The sequence below is a fragment of the Cobetia sp. 2AS genome, assembly GCF_029846355.1.
GTDB lineage: Bacteria > Pseudomonadota > Gammaproteobacteria > Pseudomonadales > Halomonadaceae > Cobetia > Cobetia amphilecti.
In genome coordinates, this window is record NZ_JARWKQ010000005.1 from 218,918 (window position 1) to 241,156 (window position 22,239).

The window sequence follows — 22,239 nt, forward strand, 5'->3', positions numbered from 1 at the left end:
ACCCCTGTTGCTGCCTATAGAAGGTGGCAAGCAGCAGGGCAGCAAGCAGAAGGGCGCCGGCCAGCGGGGGTGTCAGCATGACGCCGGTCGAGCAGCGTCTCATCCCGCGCCGCGGCTGGGCATTCGTGGCGCTGCTGTGCCTGTTGCTGATCCTGTTCGGCACGCTCTCCCCGGGCGTGCCGCATCCGGAGCAGACCTTCCCCTGGGACAAGCTGCAGCATTTCTCCGCCTTCGCGTTGCTGGCGCTGACCACACGGCTGGCGGGCTTGACCAGCTTGATCATCCTGCCGGCACTGCTGCTGCTGGGCGTCGCCATCGAATGTCTGCAGCTGGCGATTCCCTATCGCGGCGCTGAGGTGCTGGATGCACTGGCGGACCTCGCCGGCATCCTCATCGGGCTGGGAGTGTTTCAGTGCGCCAGGCTGATTCTGCATCTGGTCCGCCTCGGGCCGGCCTCTCGCTGAGCCTCTCCTCCGGGCCGCGTGTCATCGATACGCGGCCTGTCTGAAATTGTCATGCATCAACACTTTCCACTCCGGCCGTCTTTGGCTATGGTGCAGCGCCTGCGCCATGTTGGCGCTTGCCCGGCATGTCGCGTATCACGACATCACGCCGCATGGTCTTCATGCGGGCCGTGAACTGCCGGCCTGACGCTGGCGCAGTGCTGATTGGCGCAATTTCCGATGGCCATCGTGCCGTCTCTATCCATACCTTGATATCCCGTCTGTGATATCCAATGCGAGGGTCCCCCATGACCGAACGTCTCGATGGCTCCTGGTTTACTGAAATCTTCGATCGCCACGGCAGCGCCTTCTCGCTCAAGGTCAGCCACAAGCTGCATGACGAGCAGACCCCTTATCAGCACCTCGAAGTCTATGCCACCGAGACCTACGGCAACCTGATGGTGCTGGACGGCTGCGTGATGCTGACTGACCGTGACAACTTCCTCTATCACGAGATGATGTCGCATCCGGCGCTGTTCGCTCATGCAGACCCCAAGCGTGTCGTCATCATCGGCGGTGGCGATTGCGGCACCCTGCGTGAGGTGCTCAAGCACCCGGGCGTGGAGAAGGTCACCCAGATCGATATCGATCCGGCGGTCACGCGTGCCTCCGAGCAATTCTTCCCGGCGCTGGTCGAGTCCAATGACGACCCGCGCGCCGAGCTGCTGTTCGAGGATGGCGTCAAGTGGGTCGACAACTGCCCGGACGAGAGCATCGATGTGCTGATCGTCGATTCCACCGACCCGGTCGGCCCGGCGGAAGGTCTGTTCAAGACTGACTTCCTCAAGCGCTGCCATCGTATCCTCAAGCAGGGCGGCCTGATGGTGCAGCAGAGCGAGTCCCCGCTCTATCACACCGATTCCATCATCAAGGACCTGCGCAACGACATGGGCGAAGCGGGCTTTGATAGCGTCGCGACCCTGCCGTTCCCGCAGCCGGTGTATCCGTCCGGCTGGTGGAGCTGCACTCTGGCGGGCAAGGGCTGTGACGTGAAGTCCTTCCGCGAGGAAGATGCCGCTGCCGCCACCTTCGCGCGTGACTTCTATACCGTCGAAGGCCATCGCGCCGCCCTGGTGCTGCCGCCCTTCATGCAGCGCCTGCTGGAGAAGTGATCTGCATGCACCTTGCGGTGGCAGGGAAGCCCCATCAGGCACGAAAACGTGCCTGATGGGATGAACAAGCGTTGAGTCAGTAAGACCGAGACATTGGTCGCAATCTGCCACTCGCGCCACATCGCTGCACCGCCAACGGCCGTTTCGCAATGAAACGGCCGTTTTTATTTTGCACCGATATGAGGCGAACTGGTCTCGCCATGAGCCTAACTGCGCGGCAATCGCGCGGAATGATCCGCCGCCCCACCCCGAGGCTTTGGCCTATATCACTGGGTTTTAGCGCTTTTTTCAGCGTTGAACGCAGCGGATCACGCGATAGGCGGAAATTGGAACGCGGCTTGCTATTGTCGGTAGGTGCCATGCAATGCATTGCACCACTTCTGACTCGAGGCTGATCGAGCGGACTCCAGACTTTCGCGAGGGAATCACGATGCATAACAACAAGAAGCCACTGCTGATCGCTAGCGCCGCTGTCCTGGCCGCCTCCATGGCGACAGGCGCCAGTGCCGCGACCCTGGATAGCGTCAAGGAAAAGGGCTTTGTCCAGTGTGGCGTCAGCACCGGCTTGCCGGGCTTCTCGGCACCGGATGACGCCGGTAACTGGCAGGGCCTCGATGTCGACGTCTGCCGCGGCGTCGCGGCAGCCGTGCTGGGCGATGCCAGCAAGGTGCGCTATGTACCGCTGACGGCCAAGGAGCGTTTCACCGCGCTGCAGTCCGGCGAGATTGATGTCCTGTCCCGCAACACCACCTGGACGGCGACCCGTGACACCTCACTGGGCCTCAACTTCGCTGGCGTGAACTATTACGACGGCCAGGGCTTCATGGTCAGCAAGGACCTGGGCGTCTCCAGTGCCAAGGAGCTGGACGGGGCAGCCGTCTGCATCCAGTCCGGCACCACCACCGAGCTCAACCTGGCGGACTATTTCCGCCTGAACGACATGTCCTTCGAGCCGGTCGTCTTCGATACCTCCGACCAGACCGTCAAGGGCTTCGAGGCCGGTCGTTGTGACGTCCTGACCTCCGACCAATCCCAGCTCTACGCACTGCGTATCAAGCTCTCCGATCCGGCGTCCGCGATGGTGCTGCCGGAAGTCATCTCCAAGGAACCGCTGGGCCCCGTCGTCCGTCAGGGTGATGACCAGTGGTTCAACATCGTCAAATGGACCCTGTTCGCCCAGATCAACGCCGAAGAGATGGGGCTGAGCTCCGACAACATCGAAGAGAAGAAGTCGGACACCAACCCGAACGTCGCGCGCCTGGTCGGTGCCGATGGCAACTACGGGGAAGCCATGGGGTTGCCGGCTGACTGGGCCTACCAGGTCATCAAGCAGGTCGGTAACTACGGCCAGATGTTCGAGCGCAACGTCGGTACCGGCTCCGCACTGGGTATCGAGCGCGGCTTGAACGCACTGTGGACCGATGGCGGCGTCCAGTACGCCCCGCCGGTTCGCTGATGCGCGGGCTCGCCCTGTACTGCGGGTGGGCCTTGCCCCTCATGACAGGCTGAGCAAGGACGCTGGCCAGGGGAAGTGAGCGTCTTGCTCCACTTCCTCTGGCCAGCGTCATGTGGGCCCCGGTTAATGAGGCCCAGCCTGTTCCTCGTGACCCATTCATCGTGTGCCGAGAGATAACTGATCTGCCGTTCGATAGGACGGCAGGCGGAAGTCGCATAGCTTTCCGGCGGAGATTGCCTGTATGACACAACCTGCTTCTCGCCCGCCGGCCACGGTCAAGCCGCCATTCTGGCGTGACCCGGCCAAGCGGGCACTGATCTTCCAGCTATTGATGCTGGCAGGCGTGTTCGGTGTGTTGGCGATCATCGTCAGCAATACCCTGACCAACCTCGAAAGCCGTGGCATCACCACCGGCTTTGCCTTTCTGGACAACACCGCAGGCTTTGGCATCCTGCAGAGCCTGATCGACTATTCCGAGCAATCCACCTATGGCGATACCTTCATCGTCGGCCTGCTCAATACCTTGTTGATATCCGCACTGGGTGTCATTGCCGCGACCGTGATCGGCTTCGTCATGGGGGTCGCGCGTCTGTCCCCCAACTGGCTGATCTCACGGCTGGCGGCGGTCTATATCGAAGTCTTCCGCAACATCCCGCTGCTGCTGCAGATCTTCTTCTGGTATTTCGCCGTCCTGAGAACCCTGCCGAGTCCGCGTGGCTCGCTGTCGCTGGGCGAGGCGTTCTTCCTCAATGTGCGCGGTCTGTTCGTGCCGGCCCCCATCACCTCCAGCGGTTTCTCGGTGGTGATTGCCGTGTTCGTGCTGGCCGTCGTCGCCAGCGGCATCTTCAGCTACTGGAACCGTCAGCGTCAGGCACGTACCGGTCAGCGCCTGCCGGCGGGCTGGATCTCGCTCGGCCTGATCATCGTGGCGCCGCTGCTGGCCTACTTCGCGATGGGCATGCCGCTGAGCTGGGAGCTGCCGGAGCTCAAGGGCTTCAACTTCCGTGGCGGCATCACGGTCGTCCCCGAGTTCCTCGCCCTGTGGGTCGCGCTGTCGGTCTATACCGCAGCCTTCATCGCCGAGATCGTGCGTTCCGGCATCGAAGCGGTACCGCACGGCCAGACCGAAGCGTCACGGGCGCTGTCGCTGTCCGGTGGCATGACACTGCGTCTGGTGGTGGTGCCGCAGGCGCTGCGCGTCATCATCCCGCCGCTGACCAGCCAGTACCTGAACCTGATCAAGAACTCGTCGCTGGCCACGGCCATCGGCTATCCCGATCTGGTCTCGGTCTTCGCGGGTACCACGCTCAACCAGACCGGTCAGGCCATCGAGGTGATCGCCATGACGATGCTGGTCTATCTGACCATCAGTCTGCTGGTCTCCATGTTCATGAACTGGTTCAACGCCCGCATGGCGTTGGTCGAGCGCTGAGGGTCTGCCCATGTCGATTGAAAAGACCCTGTCACGGGTCACCGAGAAGATGATCGATTCCCGTCCGGCGCCGAGCGACAGCATCGGCGCGGTGGCCTGGTTGCGCAGCAATCTGTTCGCCGGACCGATCAATACGTTGTTCACGCTGTTCGCGCTGTATCTGGTCTATCTGCTGGTGGTGCCCAGCCTGCAGTGGGCGCTGATCGATGCCAGCTGGAGCGGCACCTCACGAGAGGACTGCACGGGGGAGGGCGCCTGCTGGGTCTTCATCAGTGCGCGTCTCGATCAGTTCATCTACGGCTTCTACCCGAGTGAGGAAACCTGGCGGGTCGATATCGTCTTCGCCGTCTTTGCGGCCCTGATCGCCTGGCTGGCGATTCCGAAGCTGCCGGCCAAGGGCTGGGTCGCCATCGTCAGCCTGGCGGTGTTCCCCTTCATTGCCTACTTCCTGCTGCATGGCGGCAGCTTCGGCCTCGAGATCGTCGGTACCCACGAGTGGGGCGGTCTGATGCTGACACTGGTGCTGGCCGTGGTGGGTATCGTGGCGGCACTGCCGCTGGGGATCCTGCTGGCGCTGGGGCGTCGCTCCGAGATGCCGATCGTGAAGAGCATCTGCGTGGTGTTCATCGAGTTCTGGCGCGGCGTGCCGCTCATCACGGTGCTGTTCATGGCCTCGGTGATGCTGCCGCTGTTCGTGCCTGGTGAGGTCAACCTCGACAAGCTGGTGCGCGCGCTGATCGGCATCACCCTGTTCCAGAGTGCCTACATGGCGGAAGTGGTGCGTGGTGGCCTGCAGGCGATCCCGAAGGGACAGACCGAGGCCGGCATGGCGCTGGGGCTGGGCTACTGGCGCAACATGGGGCTGATCGTGCTGCCCCAGGCGCTCAAGCTGATGATTCCCGGCATCGTGAATACCTTCATCGCCCTGTTCAAGGACACCTCGCTGGTACTGATCATCGGGCTCTTCGATCTGCTCGCCATCGTGCAGGCCGGTCTCGCCGACCCCAAATGGCTGGGCTACTCCATCGAGGGCTACGCCTTCGTGGCGCTGGTCTTCTGGGTCTTCTGCTTCAGCATGTCGCGCTACAGCCAGTATCTCGAGCGCCTGCTGCATACCGGTCACAAGAAGCGCTGATCACGGCGCCAAGGAATCTTCATCATGACAACGACAACATCCGCCTCGCAGGGCAACACCGGCGCCGATGAGCGCCCGATGATCGAGCTCAAGGGCCTCAACAAGTGGTACGGCGACTTCCACGTGCTGCGTGACATCAACCTGAGCGTGCGCAAGGGCGAACGTATCGTCATCTGTGGCCCTTCGGGGTCCGGCAAGTCGACGATGATCCGCTGCATCAATCATCTCGAGGAGCATCAGGAAGGCGATATCGTGGTCAACGGCATGCCGCTGACCCAGGACATCAAGCAGATCGAGGCGATCCGTCGCAATGTCGGCATGGTGTTCCAGCACTTCAACCTGTTCCCGCATCTGACGGTGCTCGAGAACTGCTGTCTGGCGCCGATCTGGGTGCAGAAGCGGCCGCGCCGCGAGGCGGAAGCCGAAGCCATGAAGTACCTGGAGCGCGTGCGCATCGCCGATCAGGCCCACAAGTTCCCCGGCCAGCTGTCCGGCGGCCAGCAGCAGCGTGTCGCGATCGCGCGCTCGCTGTGTCTGAGCCCGGAGGTGATGCTGTTCGATGAGCCGACCTCGGCGCTGGACCCGGAGATGATCAAGGAAGTGTTGGATGTCATGGTCGAACTGGCCAATGAAGGCATGACCATGCTGTGCGTGACCCACGAGATGGGCTTCGCCAAGACCGTCGCCGACCGCGTCATCTTCATGGATCAGGGCCAGATCATCGAAGAGAACGCGCCGGAACCGTTCTTCAACAATCCGCAGTCCGAGCGGACCCAGCTGTTCCTCAGCCAGATTCTGGGGCATTGAGGCCACGGACCGACCGGATGCTGTAAGCCGTAAAAAGACAACGCCCCGCGTGATATCCATTACGTGGGGCGTTGTCGTGTGTGAGTCGCAAGGCAGTCAGTGGGTGCTCACTCTTGCTAGATGTCTCTGTATAGGGAGGTCAATCAGAGGCTGGGCTCGGTGCGGCGTACTTCGCTGCTGTTGGTGTCTGGCAGCTCTTCATCGCTGCCCAGGCTTGGCTCCTGCGGCTTGGCCGCGGCCTTGGGCGATGCAGCGGCAGGTGTATCGGCAGATGTCGCCGTCGCCGCTGTGGCAGCGGGCGCTTCTTCGCCTTCGCGCGGCCAGGTGACGCTGCGCGGCTTGCCGACCCAGCTGTCGTCATTGTCGTGCACCGCCGGGCGGCGCGAGATGGAGCGCGTCACCAGCGCCGCGGCATCCAGGGTGTGATTGCCCTCGCGGATGCTCAGCAGGTGATGCGGCGCCATCAGCAACTCGAACAGCAGGCGCGTCATCACGAAGGCCAGCAGGAAGCCGCCGGCACCTTGCGCCAGTACCGGCCACTGCGCGACCAGCGAATTGTCAGGCCCGATGGGCGTCAAGTGCTGCAGCGTCCAGCCACTGGCAGCCGCCAGCAATCCCAGCTGCAGCATCAGGTGAGCGGTGACCAGCACGCGCCGGGGCAGCGGGCGGCGCATCAGGAGCAGATTGCGCATCGAAACTTCTCCGAGAAAAGACCACAGGATGAGGGGAGCGGTGGCAGACGGGCAGGCGGCACCCCGCGTTGGGCGGATGTTAGCACGCACTTCGCCATCGACGTCATGTCCGGGAGTCGCGACGCCAGTGTCGGTTATGGCGACGATGGAGGAGCGTTGCATGCGGCTGGCGGGGTAAAGGAAAGGCCGGGCATGCCGATACAGAGGGCGGCACGTACCGATGATGACGCCGGTACACCGCATGCCTGCATGCCTTGCCACCGAGGGGCAGACCGACGCGCTCTGCGCTGGCGCCCCCGGCCCCCTTCCCGATGGATTTGAACCAAGGAGTGGCGATGTTTGCCTCGTTACGTGCGCGCATCACGTTAGCCTGTGTGGCGTTAGTGCTGGTGGCGCTGGTGGTCGTCAGCAGCCTGAATGCCTGGACCACGTTCCGCAATACGCATGCCGATGAGAGCGACTACCAGCAGCAGTTGCTGAGATCGAACGCCGCCCAGCTGAGCCAGTGGTTCAGCGTGCATATCAACGCGGTGAGCGGCATCGCGGCCAGTAGCCTCGAGAACTTCCCCGATGCCGCCTTGACCCAGGCGATGAAGCAGGGCGACTTCAGCAAGACCTATGTCGGCTTCCCGGATGGTCGCTTCCGTTACTTCGATGGGCGCCCGGGGCGGGCAGGTTATGACCCGCGCCAACGTGGCTGGTATCAGGCGGCGGTGGCGACCGGCAAGCCCGTCATCACGGCGCCCTATGTCGGTGCCACCAGTGGCGAACTGGAAATCAGCGTGGCGGCGCCGGTCTATCGCGGCTCACGGCTGGTCGCCGTGGTCAGTGGTGATCTGCCGCTGGCGTTCATCACCCGAACGGTCGCCGAGCTCTCGCCGACGCCCAACAGCTTCGCCTTCCTGATCGACGATACCGGCACGCTGATCGCCCACCCGGATGATGCCCTGGTGCTCAAGCCGATGAGTTCACTCGCATCGGCGCTGACGCCCGAGACCCTGGCCAGCAGCAATCGCCTGGTGGCCGCTGGCCAGTCGGCACTGGTGGTCGATATCCAGCAGCGTGACTACCGCATGTTCAGTGCCGAGCTGGATTCGGCAGGGCTGGGAGATACCGGCTGGCGTCTGGCGCTGGCCCTGGATGTGGCCGACTCGGATGCACCGCTTTATGCCCAGCTGTGGACCACGCTGGCCATGACGCTGCTGGTGTTGCTGGGGGCCGCCGCCGTGATGTCGTGGATCGCCAGCCGCAGTCTGCGCGGCCTGGCACTGGTGCGTGATGCGCTGGTGGATATCGCTGCAGGCGAGGGCGATCTCACGCGGCGCATTCAGGTCAGCGGGCGTGATGAAGTCGCCGAGATCGGCAATGCCTTCAATCGCTTCGTCTCGACTCTCAATGGCGTGCTCAGCGAGATTCGCCTCGCCAGCGGCGCGGTGCAGACCGCCGCCGCCGAGATCAGCCAGGGCAGTCAGGATCTGTCGTCACGTACCGAGCAGGCGGCGGCCAATCTGCAGGAAACCTCGGCCTCGATGGAGCAGATTTCCGGCACCGTCGCCCAGTCCGCGGACTCCGCACATGAAGCTGACGGGCTGGCCAAGTCGGCCAGTGAGGTCGCGCGTCGCGGGGGTGAGGTGATCGGAGAGGTCGTCACCACCATGCAGGGCATCGATGACGACTCGCGCAAGATCACCGAGATCGTCAGTGTCATGGACTCCATCGCCTTCCAGACCAACCTGCTGGCATTGAATGCCTCCGTCGAGGCGGCACGCGCCGGCGAGCAGGGACGTGGCTTCGCGGTGGTGGCCGGTGAGGTACGTACCCTCGCCCAGCGCTCTTCCGAGGCCTCGCGGGAAATCGCCACGCTGATCAGCTCCGCCAACGAGCGCACGCGCAATGGTGCCGAACAGGTCAGGGTGGCCGGCAGCACCATGAACGAGATCGTCGCCAGCGTGATGCGCGTCAGTGAGGTGATCGGCGAGATCAGCCATGCCACCCAGGAGCAGAATCACGGTGTCGGACAGGTCTCCAGCGCCGTGGCCGAGCTGGACCAGGTGACACAGCAGAATGCGGCACTGGTGGAGGAATCCGCCGCGGCAGCGGATGCGCTCTCCGAGCAGTCGGCGCGTCTGGCCGAGATGGTGGGCCGCTTCCGTCTGGATGGCCCTGCGCAGCCGCCCGCAATGGCGCCGCGCAGCGCAGGCACCCTGTCCGCACAGGGCTCCCGTCCCCGCGCTGCCAGGCCCGTCGCATCGGAGGAGCTGGATTGGCAAGCCTGGTAAGGCCGTCAGCATGCGAGCCTGTCAGTCGCGAGTGTCAGGCATCAGACGCCAGGGCCGCCCTTCGGGGCGGCCCTGGCGTTTTTGGGTTATCTGCTTTCCTGTCGACCTTCAGGCGTCGGGCTGGCGGGGCAGTGTGCGGGAAATGAGCGGCAAGGGTTGAATGTGCGCAAGGGTGCCAGCATGTAGTCAATTGAAAGCGAAGCGATGATCGTCATTCTTCATCAACGACGCCTCACGAGAGACAGGGAGTGTGTAAATGGTTACTTACATCGTTGCTGCCGACGCCGCACGTGCACGTATCTTTGCCCGTGCCGCTGGCAAGGTCACCGAAGTGGAAAGCCTCGTACATCCTGAAAGCCGCCAGCATACCGGTGACCTGAGAACCGGTGGCAAGGGTGAATCCAGCGGCGGGCACGGCAGCCTGCATCAGACTGGCGATGATGGCGCGACCTCCGACAAGCATCAGGACTTCTTCGCCAAGGAAGTCGCGCAATACCTCAAGCAGACGGCCAATGACGGCAAGTTCGATCAGCTGATCATCGCCGCCGCGCCCAAGTTCCTGGGGGCGCTGCGCGACAAGCTCGACAAGCCGGTCGCCAAGCTGGTGACGGAAACCGTCGACAAGGACCTCTCCCACGAGAGCGCTGATGAGATCAAGGCACGTTTCACCGGCTTGACTCACTGATCACTCCCCCGTCATGCAGAGACCAGGACGCCGCCAGCGGAAACGCTGGCGGCGTCTGTGTGAGTGCTCGCTATTCTTGTGAGCCTCATGACGTGAGGAGATAGTGCCATCAGGCTCGGTTGCTGAAGGCCTTGCATGTGCGAATCACGGCACCTGCGGCAGGATGATCTCGTCACTGCGTGAGGCGCTGCCGCTCAGGTTGCGGCAACCGGCGACGAATTCGCGCATCGCCTGGGTGATGAAGCGATCACGATGGTGGACGAAGCGATAGGCGCGCGTCAGCTCCAGCCATGGAGTGGGCAGCTCGACGAGGCTGCCGCGCCGAAAGGCATCTCTCAGCGCGAGGCGCGAGATGCAGCCGATGCCGAGCCCCGCTTCCACGGCACGCTTGATGGCTTCGGTGTGTTCCAGCTCCAGCATGATGTCGAGGCGCTGGGAGACGCTGGTCGAAGGCCCGTCCAGATGTGGGCGCAATGCCTGCTCGAAGGTGCTGCGTGTGCCGGAGCCACGCTCGCGCATGATCCAGCGTGCCGCCAGCAGGCGCTCAAGCGTGACCTCGCCCTGTGCCAGCGGGTGTGACGGCGCACAGAAGATGCTCAGCCGATCACTGACCCAGTGGGTCGCCTCCAGCAGCGGATGCTCCACCTCGCCTTCCACCAGCCCGATGTCCAGTTCGAAGTGCACCAGCTTGTCGATCAGCTGATGGGTGTTGTGCACGTGCAGCTCGACGCGGCTGGCGGGGTGATGGTGCAGAAAGTCACCGATGATCTGTGGCGCAAGATAGTTGCCGATGGTCAGCGTCGCGCCGATCTCCAGCGAGCCGGTGGCGTCCTGCTGACCGAGCAGCTGCTCCAGTTCCTCGGCCTGGTCCAGCAGCGCGATCGCCTTGGGCAGCAGCTCACGCCCCAGGCCATTGAGCCGCAGGCGCTTGCCATGGCGATCGAACAGCCGGCAATCGAACTGACGCTCCAGCTCGGCCAGTGCCGTGCTGGCCGCTGATTGCGACATGGCCAGACTGTCGGCGGCAAGCGAGACATTGTCATGCCGCGCGACCGCCACGAAGACGGCCAGCTGGCGAAGGCTGTAGCGCATTCGACCTCCCGGGGCATGCAGTGAAGGGGCAGAGATGAGGAGGCGAAAGTGAACGCAACGCAGGATTCGCCGTCAGAGCGGGCGGACCCTGCACGATCGAGGTTGAAATGCGATTCATTCGCAACCAATATTGGTAAACTAGATAACCTATATCCAGATAAGCCATTTAACGCATAACCCTGCAGTGACTACAATCGCTGCATAGTTCATTGGGTCATAAGCTGTTATTTGTTTATGCCAATAGAGAATATCGAATTCGAGGGGCCACGCCCCGGGAGGCCATCAGGTGAGCAGTCTGACCACAACCGAAGTCATCGACGTCCATCACTGGAACGATTCGCTGTTCAGCTTCCGCACTCAGCGTGAAGACAGCCTGCGCTTCAAGAACGGCCAGTTCGTGATGATCGGCCTGGAAGTCGAAGGCAAGCCGCTGATGCGCGCCTACTCGATCGCCAGCCCGAACTACGAGGAGCACCTCGAGTTCTTCTCCATCAAGGTGCAGGACGGCCCGCTGACCTCACGCCTGCAGCACCTGCAGCCGGGCGATCAGATCATGGTCTCTCGCAAGCCGACAGGCACGCTGGTACTGGACGACCTGCTGCCGGGCGAGAACCTTTACCTGTTCTCCACCGGCACCGGTCTGGCGCCGTTCCTGAGCGTCATCCAGGATCCGGAAACCTATGAGCGCTATGACAAGATCATCCTGATGCACGGCGTGCGCCATGTCTCCGAGCTGGCCTATGCCGACATGATCGCGGAAGAGCTGCCCAAGCACGAGTATCTGGGCGAAGAGATCGCCGAGAAGCTGATCTACTACCCGACCGTGACGCGCGAGGAGTTCCGCAACCAGGGCCGCATCACGGATCTGGTCGAGAACGGCAAGCTGTTCGAGGACATCGGCCTGCCGCCGCTGGACCCGAAGCGCGACCGCGCCATGATCTGCGGCAGCCCGGCGATGCTCGACGACATCAGCGCCATGCTGGATGCGCGTGGCTTCGCCATCTCGCCGAAGATGGGCGTGCCGGGTGACTACGTGATCGAGCGTGCCTTTGTCGAGAAGTGATCCGCGAGCATCACGCATGAGCGACAAGTGCTGAAACGAAAAAACCGCAGGCCGATGGCCTGCGGTTTTTTTGTGTGCTCATGTCACCCGTCGGGGCAGCACGTCAGTGCCAGGGGCTTGCGCCAGAGGCTCAGACGGCGTCCTTGCCGGTCTCGCCGGTACGGATGCGAATGACCTGCTCCAGCGGCGAGACGAAGATCTTGCCGTCGCCGATCTTGCCGGTATTGGCGACATTGGTGATCGCCTCGATCACGGAATCGATCATGGCGTCATCCACCGCGACTTCCAGCTTCACCTTGGGAAGGAAGTCGACCACGTACTCGGCACCCCGATACAGCTCGGTGTGGCCCTTCTGGCGGCCGAATCCCTTGACCTCGGTCACGGTGATACCCTGCACGCCAATCTCCGACAGGGATTCGCGCACGTCGTCGAGCTTGAATGGCTTGATGATGGCAGTGACCAGTTTCATCGTGTCTCTCCTTGGGTGATGGTGCGGGTAACGAGGCCTGCTCGTCACGCCGGTCTCTGACTCAAGCATACACCGCTTATCCAGTCAGGAAAAAAGACTCCCGCCAGGTGGCGGGAGTCTTGATGCTGCAGGTGCTGTCGCGTCCAGGCTTACTTGCGGCTGGAGGTGAATTCCGGATAGGCCTCCATGCCACATTCGGCCAGATCCACACCTTCGTACTCTTCTTCCTCGCTGACGCGAATCCCCATGACGGCCTTGATGATCAGCCACACCACGAAGCTTGCGATGAACACCCAGGCGAAGATGGAGGCGGCGCCCAGCAGCTGTGCGGAGAAGGTGGCATCGTCATTGGTCAGCGGCACGGCCAGCAGACCCCAGAGACCGACCACACCGTGCACGGAGATGGCGCCGACCGGATCATCGATCTTCAGCTTGTCGAGACCGACGATGGAGAACACGACCAGCAGACCGCCGATGGCGCCGATCAGGGTGGCAGCACCGACGCTCGGTGCCAGCGGACCCGCAGTGATGGCGACCAGGCCAGCCAGCGCGCCGTTGAGGGCCATGGTCAGGTCAGCCTTGCGGAACCACAGACGGGCGAGGATCAGCGCGGCGATGACACCACCACAGGCGGCGGCATTGGTGTTGACGAAGACCTGAGCGACCGCGTTGGCCTCATCGATGTTGGACAGCACCAGCTCGGAGCCGCCGTTGAAGCCCAACCATCCCAGCCACAGGATGAAGGTACCCAGCGTGGCCAGCGGCAGGTTGGCGCCCGGGATGGCATTGATCTCGCCATTCTTGCCGTACTTGCCCTTGCGAGCGCCCAGCAGCAGCACGCCTGCCAGTGCGGCGGAAGCGCCGGCCATGTGCACGATGCCGGAACCGGCGAAGTCGCTGAAGCCCGCTGCGCTCAGGAAGCCGCCACCCCAGGTCCAGTAACCCTGCACCGGATAGATGACACCGGTCATGACCACGGCGAAGGCCAGGAAGGCCCACAGCTTCATGCGCTCGGCGACCGCACCGGAGACGATGGACATGGCGGTAGCCACGAACACCACCTGGAAGAAGAAGTCGGAACGTGCGCTGTAGTAGATGTCGCCACCGGAAGCGAGCGCTTCCTCAGCGGTATTCTCGGCACCGATCAGGAAGCCCAGGCTCGGCAGGAAGCCGCCTTCGGCGCTCGAGTACATGATGTGGTAACCGACGACCATGTACATGGTGCAGGCGATGGCGAACAGCGCCACGTTCTTGGTCAGGATCTCGGTGGTGTTCTTGGCGCGGACCAGACCGGCCTCGAGCATGGCAAAGCCGGCTGCCATCCATAGCACCAGGGCGCCACAGACCAGGAAGTAGAAGGTATCAAGTGCGTACTTGACCTCGATGATCTCGTTCATGCGGGGTTCTCCTTGTTATTGTGCGCGGGGCTCAGACAGCGTCGGCGCCGCGTTCACCGGTGCGGATACGGATGACATCGTCCAGCGGAGTGACGAACAGCTTGCCGTCGCCGATCTTGCCGCTGTTGGCCGCCTGGGTGATGGCGTCCAGTACCGATTCCACACTGCTGTCATCGACAGCCACTTCAATCTTGACCTTGGGAAGGAAGTCGACGACGTACTCGGCACCGCGATACAGCTCGGTGTGCCCCTTCTGACGTCCGAAGCCCTTCACTTCGGTGACGGTAATCCCCTGCACGCCGTTGTCGGCCAGTGCTTCTCGCACGTCGTCCAACTTGAAGGGTTTGATGATGGCGGTGATCAGTTTCATGTGCTGCCCCCGTTCGCTACCGGAATGATCATTCTTGTTAAGCATGGCCAGTCAGATGAGCTGGCGGCCTGTTCCTGACAAGTGCATCGCACGAGATGTGCCATGCGGCTGAAAATCCTTGTAACTCATCTGGTTATCGCAGGATGGCTGACAGTCTTTTGGCCTGTGCAAAGATGGCTGAATCCGAAGGTCACCTGGCATGCACCGTAATGGTGCTGTTTCTGCGCCTTTGGGTGTGGGGGCAAGTGCTAATGTGGTGCAGGTGTGTGCCTGCCGATGAGGATTGTCTGGTGCAGGACGATGCGGGGCATGCACCCGACTCCAGGGTTGCGTATCCTTGCAGCAGGACACGACGGCCCCATGTACAGGGGTGTCATCATTTTCTGACCGGCAGTCCGCACGACGCGGCCGCCGGCCCGCAACGGCTGAGGTGCAGCATGTTCAAGAATGACGTCATCGGGCGTATGGCCCAGCAGATCGGTGAGCGCCTGCAGGATGCCTCGCATGGCCCGGAAGAGCTGCAGAAGTCCGTGCAAGGGGTGATGCGCGGTGCCTTCGACCGCATGGAACTGGTCTCGCGTGAAGACTTCGACATCATGATGGATGTGCTGACGCGTACGCGCAGCCGCGTCGAGTCGTTGGAAAAGCAGGTCATCGCCCTCGAGGCACTGCTGGAAAAGCAGGGGCTGGTAGCGGGCAATGCACCGGCTGCCGAGCCCGCCACACCAGTGGATGACGAGGGGGAAGCCGCGGTAGCGAAGCGTGAAGCCGCCAGTCACGCCGCGGAGATCGAGCGCCAGCGCGACGCCTGATTCCGTCAGGTGACGGCTGAACCAAAACCGCCACGCCCTTTCGGGGCGTGGCGGTTTTTTGCGTCATGGGCGCCGCTGATTCTGAGGGGCGGCCTCAGGCAGTCTGGGGACGAGTGCCCAGCATCCAGCGCACCAGACCTACCACTGAGGCGATGATCCAGAAGATCTCGATCACGAAGCTGGCGAGGTTGAAATTGATGCACAGGCTGATCAACAGCAGGATCGCTCCGCTCAGATTCATCAGGTTGTAGGTCAGGCTGCGGGCATCGAGTCTGCCGATCTGCAGCAGGAAGAAGGCGCCGACGACCAGAGCGGTGCCTAGCATGCCGATCACATCCGCCAGGGATGCCAGTGGGGCAAGCATGTCTTGCATGGGTAGTGCTCCTGAAACAAGCCGAAGTCGTCCTGAATGGCTGGCCCTTTCCGTGGGTTGGACGATTCTCTGCCGCGCAGCGGCGGCGTTCCGTGAGACAGCTTGGCGGTCATCCCGGCGAAGCCGGGACAACCGATCAAATATACAGCAGTCCCCGTCTGGCGGCACTCTTGTGGCTCTCTCGAGGGCGCTATCGGCCCTGTATGAGCACTTTCTTGGTGCAGGCAGGTATCGAGTCGGCCTCACACCATGCCCATGTGGCGACTGGCGGCGCTGGAATGCGCCAAAACAGGCGCTTTTGCGTGGAAAGTGCTGCCAAAACCGCTACTTTTAATTCGCCGCGAGCGTTTGTCGGCAATGCTGGCGAGCGACCCGCAGCGTCAGCACCCAGGCGCGTCGCGGCGCGTGAAGCTGGAATGGCAGTCGCAGCCGCAGATGCAGGGCACCAGACGCTCTCAATCACCAGGCAGCCGTGAGCCGTCACCCAGCGCCAGGTCCTCAGGCGCCAATCCCCGGCATCAACGACCCGATGCTCGTGCAAAGTCCTCGAACGCAGCGCATGCACCTTCTCTGACTCCTCTCCGCCAGGCGCCTCATGAGCCCCTCTGGCTAAATCTGATCTCTGACATGGCTTTCATCACTCGACTGAGTCGATCGTCCAAGCACCCTGCCTGCAGTTATTGAGTTTAATTTCTGTTGGTTGGTGCTTGTGAGTTGAGGTCGGGCTGTGGGTGTCCTGGTCTTACGTTGGCTCGCTTGATCATCGATGGTATCAGTGCCTTGAATGATGAAGTTTTGAGCGCTCAAAAAACGTCCACACGCAATGATTATGTAATCTTATCCACAGCCTGTCTTTTTGTTACGTATCCAGTAATTGCGTGAGCCTGAGGCGTAAAGAAATTTACGTTATAGGCGACAGAATCGTCACCTGAACACGTATTTCCAGGCGGCGCATGGCAGTGTCGTGGGGGTATGCGAAGCCTTGCGGCAATTGTCGAGCGCCCGAGCGTTGAGGCGCTCGCCTTCTGGGGAGTATGAGGTTTGCCATGCTGGGAGGGTTGGCAGCGGTGTGTGCCTTCATGCTCATGGCAGGCCAGTGCCTGCTCCGATTGCGCCGTGCAACTGAGAGGCGGCATCACGCAGGGAAGGCTCATGTCATTGGCAATGTTGCGCACGCGCGCGTCACTTGGTCTCGAAGCACCGGAAGTTCAGGTGGAGGTACACCTTTCCAACGGTTTGCCGGGGCTGTCCATCGTCGGCTTGCCGGAAGCGGCGGTGAAGGAGAGTCGCGAGCGGGTGCGCAGTGCGCTGCTCAATGCCGGGTTCGAGTTTCCGGCGCGGCGCATCACCCTCAATCTGGCGCCAGCGGACCTCCCCAAGGAAGGCGGACGCTTCGATCTGCCCATCGCGCTGGGGATTCTGGTCGCCTCAGGGCAGATACCGGAAGAGGCCGTGGCAGCGATGGAGTGCCTCGGCGAGCTGGCGCTGGATGGCAGCATCCGTGCCGTGACCGGCGTGCTGCCAGCCGCACTCTGCTGTCGCAAGGCGGGGCGGACGTTGGTGGTGCCGCGCGGCAATGCCGACGAGGCGGCGCTCGCCGAGGAGTTGGAAGTACTGGCGGTGGGGCATCTGCTGGAGTTGGTGGCTCACCTGCTGGGGCGCGAGCGCCTCACGCCGCATGTGTGTTCGATCATTCCCCAGGCGCGCCTGCCGGAGCCCGACCTGAGCGAGGTGCGTGGCCAGCATCAGGCACGCAGGGCATTGGAGATCGCCGCGGCCGGCGGCCACAACCTGCTGTTCGCTGGTCCGCCGGGCACCGGCAAGACGATGCTGGCCAGTCGCCTATCCGGCATCTTGCCGCCACTGGGCGAAGGGGAAGCGCTGGAAGTCGCGGCGGTGCGCTCGGTATGTGGTCTGCCGATCATGGAGCGCTGGGGGCAGCGGCCATTCCGCGCCCCGCACCACACGGCCAGTGGGGTCGCGCTGGTGGGAGGTGGCTCCAAGCCGCGTCCGGGCGAGGTGTCGCTGGCGCATCATGGTGTGCTGTTTCTGGATGAGCTGGCGGAGTTTGACCGTGGCGTGCTGGAAGTGATGCGTGAGCCGCTGGAGAGTGGCCGTATCCTGATCTCGCGCGCCAGCCATCAACGCCGTTTCCCGGCGCGCTTCCAGCTGGTGGCGGCGATGAACCCCTGCCCCTGCGGCTACCTCGGTGACAGTCGTCGCAATTGCAGCTGCACCCCGGCGCAGATCCAGCGCTATCAGGCGCGTCTGTCCGGCCCGTTGCTGGACCGCATCGACCTGCAGGTCGAGGTGCCGGGCCTGCCCGCCGAGGAGCTGACATCCGCCACCCCCGGCGAGGCCTCGGCCGGCGTGCGCGAACGAGTGCTGGCCGCTCGCGCGCGCCAATTGGCACGCGGCGGCCTGAATGCTCATCTGGATACCCATGCGCTGGAAGCCGCCTGTCAGCTGGAAGACGGCGAGCGCCAGTGGTTGGCCGGTGTGCTGTCACGCCTCAATCTCTCGGCGCGCGCCTATCACCGGGTGCTGCGTGTCGCGCTGACACTCAGTGATCTGATCGACCAGGACGGCGTGCAGCGGCCGCAGCTGATGGAGGCCATCGGCTATCGCCAGCTGGACCGCATGATGGGCAGGGACCCGGCTCGCCCGGGCGCCAGTGCCCAGCAGCGCAGCGCCTGATGTCGGCGGATCAGGATGTCAGCCCTGCTCGGGCTCAGTAGGAGGGTCTGTCCGCGCCGGGGATGCCCTCACGAATCAGGCGTGAGAAGTCGCCGTCCGGATGCTCATCGGCGGCGATGGCGGCGGGATTGATCAGGCTGCTGGCCTTGAGTTCCGCGAAGGGCGCAGCGTCACTCAGGGCGTTCTGGTCCGCGACATATTCCGGCAGATAGCCGGAGAGCAGCAGACGGTAGTCCAGCGGCAGACCGTCAGTCAGGCGCGTCATCATCGCGTAGACGAGGGTGGTGCAGTTGCTGGTGGCGGTGTTGTAGAAGCGTGGCTGAGTGCGCAATGTCTCGGCTTCGTCGACGTAGGCCAGCAACAGCTCGCGGATCATCTCGCGCGGCATCTGCACCCGATAGAGGTGTACCTGTTCGCCGCGCATGTTGCTGCGCACGCGGATGATGTCGCGTTCGTCGGCGGCGATCACTGCCAGTTCGTACTGCTTGAACATGCCGCCGAGGGTCGAGAACTGCTCGGTGCGCTCCTTGCGGATCTCCACCGAGAAGGCCAGATAGCGGCCATCGGCAAAGCCGAAGCTGACCAGTGTGTGGGCGATCTGCGGCCCCATCCAGTGACTGGTCAGCAGGTCCACCGAGGTCAGCTCCTCCAGCGGATAGTCGCGGCTTTCCCAGCGCGGCGTGTAATCCTCGGCGCTGTGCCACACGAAGTTGCGTACCTGCTCGAGATGCAGCACTTCACCCTGCGTGGCAGCCTCGGCCCTGGCGCTTGCCGGCGATGCCTCGTCCCGTGCTGGCGTGACCACCTGCCCCTCGACCAGATGCGCCACCTCCGGCGCCCAGTCGCGGTCCGCCCGTGGCGTGATGCTGGCCCACCAGGCAAGGCTTGCGACCAGCAGCATCAGGTAGCCGCCCATCAGCCGCCAGCGAATCGCGCTGGCCTGTGGCCACCACAGGGCAATCACGCACACGAGCCCCAGCACCGCTGCGAGAGCAGCCACGGTGGTGCGCAGCCCTTCCGGTCCCGGCAGGCGGAACCACAGTGCGGGCACCAGCCAGAGGCTCGCGCCCACCACGGCGAGGCTGCTCAAGGCACGGGCCGCGAGGCTGACCAGCGTCATCGCGAGGCCCTCACGATAAATCGTTCATGAACGGCGCTCTTCGGCGATGGCCTGCTCGAGACGCGCGAGACGGCCCGGTACCAGACTGTCTTCGAGTGTCGAGATGCGCAGGATATGGCCAAGCGAAGGATGCGGGGAGCGAGTGATCAGCACGCCTTGAGCCATCAGCTGCTGCTGCACCTGCGCTGCCAGTTCGGCGCTCTTGAGGCGCACGCAGAGGAAGTTGGTCGCGCTGGGCAGCACTTCCGCGCCCAGCGAGCGCAGGTGCTCGGCAAGACGATCGCGACAGTCGATCACGCCGGCGACGTGCGCTGCCGCCTCTTCAGGGTGCGCAAGCAGCAGCTCACCTGCCGCCATTGCCGGGGCGCTGACCGCGAAGTGAATCCGCACCTTGGTCAGCATGGCGACATCGTCAGGCTCGGCGATCATGAAGCCGAGACGCAGGCCCGCCAGCCCATAGGCCTTGGAGAAGGTACGCAGGCGGAAGGTGCGTGCCATCGGCGCATGGCCGGCGTGGGCGGCGTCCGGGCGGAAGTCGTGATAGGCCTCGTCCAGCAGCAGGCTGCAGTTCTCCGGCAGGGCGTCGCGCAGAGCGCGCACATCGGCGTCAGAATGCAGGTGGCCGCTGGGGTTATCGGGGTTGGCGAGATAGACGACGCGGGCCTCATGCTGCCTTGCCGCGGCGAGCAGCGCCGCGAGGTCCGGTGCCAGTCGCGATGATGAGGCGACATCGGCCGTGGCGAAGCTCTCGCTGTAGGGCACCTCGATGACCTCGGCACCCAGCCCGCGGGCGAAGTACGCCAGGGTCGGATAGGTGCCGGCGCTGGTGATCACGCGCTCGCCCGCACAGACGGTGGCGCGCATCACCAGTGCCAGCAGGCTGTCGGCACCGGCGTCGACCAGCAGGTTCTCGTAGGCGACTCCCAGGCGCTCAGCCAGTTGCTGGCGCAGTTGCCAGGCATCGGCGTCGGCATAGCTGCGGCTCAGGTCGGCCAGGGCAGTGCCCAGCGTGCCGCCCAGCGTATGGTGCGGCATGTCGAGCCCTTCGTTGGAGCCATACTGATATGGCAGTGCGTGTCCCAGTCTGCGTTCCAGCGCCTTGATGCCGGGGAACGGGTTATGCGGCCCATCCTGATAGAGGTGGGCAAGAAAGCGACGGGGACTGGCGGTGGTCATGTTGGCTCCGGAAAAGCAGAAAACGGTAAAGGGTGAATCAGGGGTGGCGGGGGCCACGGCGCAGCTGGGCGCAAGACTCAGGACTCAAGACTCGGAGCTCAGGGCGCGGGGTGATTGCGCGCCAGCGACTCGAGGGCCGCCTGGTCGAAGGCACCGCTCAGGGTGAAGGTGCGCGTCTCATTGCGCTCGGCGCTGGCGCTGCGGACCAGCGTCAGCTGCAGCTGATACGGCTGCAGCGTGCGGTCTGACAAGGTCAGTGCGACGCCGCTGGCCTCGAGAGTGGTCTCGAGACGCCACTGACGGCTATCGACGGCAGGGCGGTCAGTGCTCCAGTTGAGCACCTGAGGCCCGTTCTTGAGCGCCAGCAGTGCGCGGGTCAGCGCCTCGTTCAGCGCGCCCGGGTTGGCCTGCAGCGTGGCATCCACCTCGGGCGGCGCGAGCAGCAATACCTGTTGCTCGAGAGGGGGTGTCCAGGACTGCTCGGCGATCAGGCGCGCCGCGCTCTGGCCGAGACCATAGATGGGGTCGCGTTCGGCACGCGGCACCTGGTCCAGGCTCATGCAGCCCGCCAGCGTGGAGAGTAGCAGGGTCGCGGCCAGCATGCGCAGGCGATGCATGGCCATCATGCCGTGCGCCCCTGCTGCGGCAGGTCTGACGGGCGCTGCGACAGGGCATCGAGAAAGGCGTCCAGCTCGGCAAACAGCTCCTTGCGAATCGGCTCGGCTTCATTGACCAGATGGTGCTGGGCCTCGGGATGGCGGTAGATGCGCGCATTGGGGAACTTGCTGGCCAACACGCCGAGATTCCACTGCCAATCGACGGTGGTGTCCTGCTCGCCCTGCAGGATCAGGGTCGGCAGTGAGCAGGGGGGCAGGGCGCGCAGTCGGGGAATCCACTCCCGCATCGCCGTTACCCACTTCACCGCGAGGCGATCGGCCTGCAGCGGATCATTGGTGCTGAGAAACTCGTAGAAGGCCACATCATTGGTATTCGCGCGGTACTTGCGCGGAATGGAGTCGATGAAGGGGCGCGCCATGCTGTGCAGCCAGCGTGACTGCGACCAGCCCCACGGCCTTACCAGCGGTGCGAGCAGGGCGATTCCCTGCCAGCGCGATTCATCGCCGCGCATCAGGGCGTCGGTGGCCAGCACCGAGCCGCCGGTGCTCTGGCCGATGCCGAACCACGGGTGCGGCGCCAGGCTGTGGTCTTCCAGGTAATCCTGGAAGGCCTGCAGGCAGCCGACATAGTCGCCGAAGTCATCGATGGAGGCGGGCTCGCCGGATGACAGGCCATGGCCCGGCAGGTCCCACAAGGCGACCTGCCAGCCGTTGCGCAGCAGGTGCGCCAGCAGATGGCGATAGAGGGCGAGGTGATCGAAGTAGCCGTGGACCACGAAGACGGTGCCGCGCGGCTTGCGCGGTGTCCATAGCTGGGCCCACAGGCGAAAGCCCCCGGCCTCCAGGTGGCCGGCATGCACGGCGATGTCCTCGCTGCGCAGCGCATCGAGACCATAATGGCCCAGGTAACGCTCCAGTGGACTGGACGTCTGGCCCGGCAGCATGTCAGGCA

General features: G+C 63.6%; 21 protein-coding genes. 11 read left to right on the forward strand and 10 right to left on the reverse strand.

Annotated features, from left to right (window positions below; genetic code table 11):
- The first annotated feature begins 77 nt into the window (after positions 1-77).
- The 6 genes from QD356_RS14250 (at position 78) to QD356_RS14275 (ending at position 6,445) form a co-directional block, all read left to right on the forward strand.
- Complete coding sequence (locus tag QD356_RS14250; protein ID WP_192839052.1) at positions 78-464, forward strand: VanZ family protein; 387 nt, start codon at positions 78-80, stop codon at positions 462-464.
- Positions 465-751: 287 nt separating this feature from the next.
- A complete protein-coding gene (gene speE, locus QD356_RS14255) occupies positions 752-1,615 on the forward strand; it encodes a polyamine aminopropyltransferase (RefSeq protein WP_043331591.1) in 864 nt (287 codons plus the stop codon).
- A gap of 430 nt (positions 1,616-2,045) precedes the next feature.
- A complete protein-coding gene (locus QD356_RS14260) occupies positions 2,046-3,071 on the forward strand; it encodes an amino acid ABC transporter substrate-binding protein (RefSeq protein WP_153635024.1) in 1,026 nt (341 codons plus the stop codon).
- A gap of 241 nt (positions 3,072-3,312) precedes the next feature.
- Positions 3,313-4,503, forward strand: a complete 1,191-nt coding sequence (locus tag QD356_RS14265) for an amino acid ABC transporter permease (protein WP_043331589.1) — start codon at positions 3,313-3,315, stop codon at positions 4,501-4,503.
- Between the two features lie 10 nt (positions 4,504-4,513).
- Positions 4,514-5,638 (forward strand): amino acid ABC transporter permease, encoded by a 1,125-nt coding sequence (locus tag QD356_RS14270; RefSeq protein ID WP_043331588.1) that lies wholly within the window; start codon positions 4,514-4,516, stop codon positions 5,636-5,638.
- Positions 5,639-5,716: 78 nt separating this feature from the next.
- Positions 5,717-6,445, forward strand: a complete 729-nt coding sequence (locus QD356_RS14275) for an amino acid ABC transporter ATP-binding protein (protein ID WP_043331784.1) — start codon at positions 5,717-5,719, stop codon at positions 6,443-6,445.
- Positions 6,446-6,588: 143 nt separating this feature from the next.
- Here QD356_RS14275 and QD356_RS14280 read toward each other — a convergent pair whose 3' ends face one another.
- Positions 6,589-7,137, reverse strand: coding sequence for a hypothetical protein (locus tag QD356_RS14280; RefSeq protein ID WP_192839053.1), 549 nt, complete (start codon positions 7,135-7,137; stop codon positions 6,589-6,591).
- A 335-nt stretch (positions 7,138-7,472) separates the two neighbouring features.
- Between QD356_RS14280 and QD356_RS14285 the strand changes: the two genes are divergently transcribed.
- Together QD356_RS14285 and QD356_RS14290 are read left to right on the forward strand one after the other, a co-directional pair.
- Positions 7,473-9,416: a methyl-accepting chemotaxis protein gene (locus QD356_RS14285; RefSeq protein WP_192839054.1), complete on the forward strand. Its 1,944-nt coding sequence runs from the start codon at positions 7,473-7,475 to the stop codon at positions 9,414-9,416.
- Between the two features lie 256 nt (positions 9,417-9,672).
- Entirely contained in the window at positions 9,673-10,101 is a 429-nt protein-coding gene (locus QD356_RS14290) for a host attachment protein (RefSeq protein WP_043331587.1), read from the forward strand.
- A gap of 144 nt (positions 10,102-10,245) precedes the next feature.
- On the opposite strand, the gene QD356_RS14295 is transcribed toward QD356_RS14290, so the two are convergent.
- Entirely contained in the window at positions 10,246-11,193 is a 948-nt protein-coding gene (locus QD356_RS14295) for a LysR family transcriptional regulator (protein WP_192839055.1), read from the reverse strand.
- 286 nt (positions 11,194-11,479) lie between these two features.
- Between QD356_RS14295 and QD356_RS14300 the strand changes: the two genes are divergently transcribed.
- Positions 11,480-12,256 carry a ferredoxin--NADP reductase gene (locus QD356_RS14300; protein ID WP_043331585.1) on the forward strand — a complete coding sequence of 259 codons (777 nt, stop codon included), beginning with the start codon at positions 11,480-11,482 and terminating at the stop codon, positions 12,254-12,256.
- Between the two features lie 130 nt (positions 12,257-12,386).
- Here the strand turns inward: QD356_RS14300 and glnK are convergent, their stop codons facing one another.
- The 3 genes from glnK to QD356_RS14315 form a co-directional block, all read right to left on the reverse strand.
- The gene (glnK, locus tag QD356_RS14305; RefSeq protein ID WP_024951507.1) at positions 12,387-12,725 is read right to left on the reverse strand and encodes a P-II family nitrogen regulator; all 339 of its coding nucleotides are present in this window, start codon (positions 12,723-12,725) and stop codon (positions 12,387-12,389) included.
- 149 nt (positions 12,726-12,874) lie between these two features.
- Positions 12,875-14,122, reverse strand: coding sequence for an ammonium transporter (locus tag QD356_RS14310; RefSeq protein WP_192839056.1), 1,248 nt, complete (start codon positions 14,120-14,122; stop codon positions 12,875-12,877).
- Positions 14,123-14,153: 31 nt separating this feature from the next.
- Entirely contained in the window at positions 14,154-14,492 is a 339-nt protein-coding gene (locus QD356_RS14315; protein WP_043331582.1) for a P-II family nitrogen regulator, read from the reverse strand.
- A 437-nt stretch (positions 14,493-14,929) separates the two neighbouring features.
- On the opposite strand from QD356_RS14315, the gene QD356_RS14320 reads away from it, so the two are divergent.
- Positions 14,930-15,304 carry an accessory factor UbiK family protein gene (locus QD356_RS14320; protein ID WP_192839057.1) on the forward strand — a complete coding sequence of 125 codons (375 nt, stop codon included), beginning with the start codon at positions 14,930-14,932 and terminating at the stop codon, positions 15,302-15,304.
- Positions 15,305-15,398: 94 nt separating this feature from the next.
- Here the strand turns inward: QD356_RS14320 and QD356_RS14325 are convergent, their stop codons facing one another.
- The gene (locus QD356_RS14325; protein WP_225996600.1) at positions 15,399-15,677 is read right to left on the reverse strand and encodes a hypothetical protein; all 279 of its coding nucleotides are present in this window, start codon (positions 15,675-15,677) and stop codon (positions 15,399-15,401) included.
- 1,152 nt (positions 15,678-16,829) lie between these two features.
- On the opposite strand from QD356_RS14325, the gene QD356_RS14330 reads away from it, so the two are divergent.
- A complete protein-coding gene (locus QD356_RS14330) occupies positions 16,830-18,374 on the forward strand; it encodes a YifB family Mg chelatase-like AAA ATPase (RefSeq protein ID WP_166019070.1) in 1,545 nt (514 codons plus the stop codon).
- A gap of 34 nt (positions 18,375-18,408) precedes the next feature.
- On the opposite strand, the gene QD356_RS14335 is transcribed toward QD356_RS14330, so the two are convergent.
- The 4 genes from QD356_RS14335 to QD356_RS14350 form a co-directional block, all read right to left on the reverse strand.
- Positions 18,409-19,494, reverse strand: coding sequence for a DUF4105 domain-containing protein (locus tag QD356_RS14335; protein WP_192839058.1), 1,086 nt, complete (start codon positions 19,492-19,494; stop codon positions 18,409-18,411).
- A 24-nt stretch (positions 19,495-19,518) separates the two neighbouring features.
- Positions 19,519-20,670, reverse strand: a complete 1,152-nt coding sequence (locus QD356_RS14340; protein ID WP_192839059.1) for an aminotransferase class I/II-fold pyridoxal phosphate-dependent enzyme — start codon at positions 20,668-20,670, stop codon at positions 19,519-19,521.
- 98 nt (positions 20,671-20,768) lie between these two features.
- On the reverse strand, positions 20,769-21,296 hold the full coding sequence (locus tag QD356_RS14345) for a hypothetical protein (protein ID WP_192839060.1): 528 nt from the start codon (positions 21,294-21,296) through the stop codon (positions 20,769-20,771).
- Positions 21,293-22,231: an alpha/beta hydrolase gene (locus QD356_RS14350; protein WP_225348087.1), complete on the reverse strand. Its 939-nt coding sequence runs from the start codon at positions 22,229-22,231 to the stop codon at positions 21,293-21,295. Before QD356_RS14350 ends, QD356_RS14345 begins: the two co-directional genes overlap by 4 nt.
- Positions 22,232-22,239: the final 8 nt, after the last annotated feature.

Excerpts from the sequence above, each read along its gene's own strand:
- QD356_RS14250 (WP_192839052.1), top strand. The coding sequence starts at position 78 with ATGACGCCGGTCGAGCAGCGTCTCATCCCGCGCCGCGGCTGGGCATTC.
- speE (WP_043331591.1), top strand. The coding sequence starts at position 752 with ATGACCGAACGTCTCGATGGCTCCTGGTTTACTGAAATCTTCGATCGC.
- QD356_RS14260 (WP_153635024.1), top strand. The coding sequence starts at position 2,046 with ATGCATAACAACAAGAAGCCACTGCTGATCGCTAGCGCCGCTGTCCTG.
- QD356_RS14265 (WP_043331589.1), top strand. The coding sequence starts at position 3,313 with ATGACACAACCTGCTTCTCGCCCGCCGGCCACGGTCAAGCCGCCATTC.
- QD356_RS14270 (WP_043331588.1), top strand. The coding sequence starts at position 4,514 with ATGTCGATTGAAAAGACCCTGTCACGGGTCACCGAGAAGATGATCGAT.
- QD356_RS14275 (WP_043331784.1), top strand. The coding sequence starts at position 5,717 with ATGATCGAGCTCAAGGGCCTCAACAAGTGGTACGGCGACTTCCACGTG.
- QD356_RS14280 (WP_192839053.1), bottom strand. The coding sequence starts at position 7,137 with ATGCGCAATCTGCTCCTGATGCGCCGCCCGCTGCCCCGGCGCGTGCTG.
- QD356_RS14285 (WP_192839054.1), top strand. The coding sequence starts at position 7,473 with ATGTTTGCCTCGTTACGTGCGCGCATCACGTTAGCCTGTGTGGCGTTA.
- QD356_RS14290 (WP_043331587.1), top strand. The coding sequence starts at position 9,673 with ATGGTTACTTACATCGTTGCTGCCGACGCCGCACGTGCACGTATCTTT.
- QD356_RS14295 (WP_192839055.1), bottom strand. The coding sequence starts at position 11,193 with ATGCGCTACAGCCTTCGCCAGCTGGCCGTCTTCGTGGCGGTCGCGCGG.
- glnK (WP_024951507.1), bottom strand. The coding sequence starts at position 12,725 with ATGAAACTGGTCACTGCCATCATCAAGCCATTCAAGCTCGACGACGTG.
- QD356_RS14310 (WP_192839056.1), bottom strand. The coding sequence starts at position 14,122 with ATGAACGAGATCATCGAGGTCAAGTACGCACTTGATACCTTCTACTTC.
- QD356_RS14315 (WP_043331582.1), bottom strand. The coding sequence starts at position 14,492 with ATGAAACTGATCACCGCCATCATCAAACCCTTCAAGTTGGACGACGTG.
- QD356_RS14320 (WP_192839057.1), top strand. The coding sequence starts at position 14,930 with ATGTTCAAGAATGACGTCATCGGGCGTATGGCCCAGCAGATCGGTGAG.
- QD356_RS14325 (WP_225996600.1), bottom strand. The coding sequence starts at position 15,677 with ATGCAAGACATGCTTGCCCCACTGGCATCCCTGGCGGATGTGATCGGC.
- QD356_RS14330 (WP_166019070.1), top strand. The coding sequence starts at position 16,830 with ATGTCATTGGCAATGTTGCGCACGCGCGCGTCACTTGGTCTCGAAGCA.
- QD356_RS14335 (WP_192839058.1), bottom strand. The coding sequence starts at position 19,494 with ATGACGCTGGTCAGCCTCGCGGCCCGTGCCTTGAGCAGCCTCGCCGTG.
- QD356_RS14340 (WP_192839059.1), bottom strand. The coding sequence starts at position 20,670 with ATGACCACCGCCAGTCCCCGTCGCTTTCTTGCCCACCTCTATCAGGAT.
- QD356_RS14345 (WP_192839060.1), bottom strand. The coding sequence starts at position 21,296 with ATGATGGCCATGCATCGCCTGCGCATGCTGGCCGCGACCCTGCTACTC.
- QD356_RS14350 (WP_225348087.1), bottom strand. The coding sequence starts at position 22,231 with ATGCTGCCGGGCCAGACGTCCAGTCCACTGGAGCGTTACCTGGGCCAT.